This window comes from Arthrobacter sp. ZBG10 (genome assembly GCF_001238605.1).
Lineage (GTDB): Bacteria > Actinomycetota > Actinomycetes > Actinomycetales > Micrococcaceae > Arthrobacter.
On sequence record NZ_LFQH01000115.1, the window covers coordinates 1 to 266 of the forward strand.

At 75.6% G+C, this 266-nt stretch carries 1 pseudogene; it reads right to left on the reverse strand.

Annotation, left to right across the window (positions count from 1 at the left end):
* Positions 1-266: pseudogene (locus ACU18_RS20035) on the reverse strand (aldehyde dehydrogenase (NADP(+))); the annotation flags it as partial.

Here is a 266-nt window from a genome sequence, read left to right on the forward strand (position 1 = left end):
GCGAGGGCGGAGGCGGTGTCACCACCTGCGGTGGAGAAGGCCAGGGGGAAGTTGCTGGCGCCGAACACGGCGACGGGGCCCAGGGGGATCTGGCGTTGGCGGATGTCGGCCCGGGGTGTGGGGGTGCGGTCCGGGAGGGCGGGGTCGATGCGGATGCCGCGGTGGTCGCCCTGCCGGACCACTGCGGCGAAGAGCCGGAGCTGGGCGGTGGTGCGGGCGCGTTCGCCGGTGAGCCGGGCGGTGGGGAGTCCGGTTTCCTGGGTGGC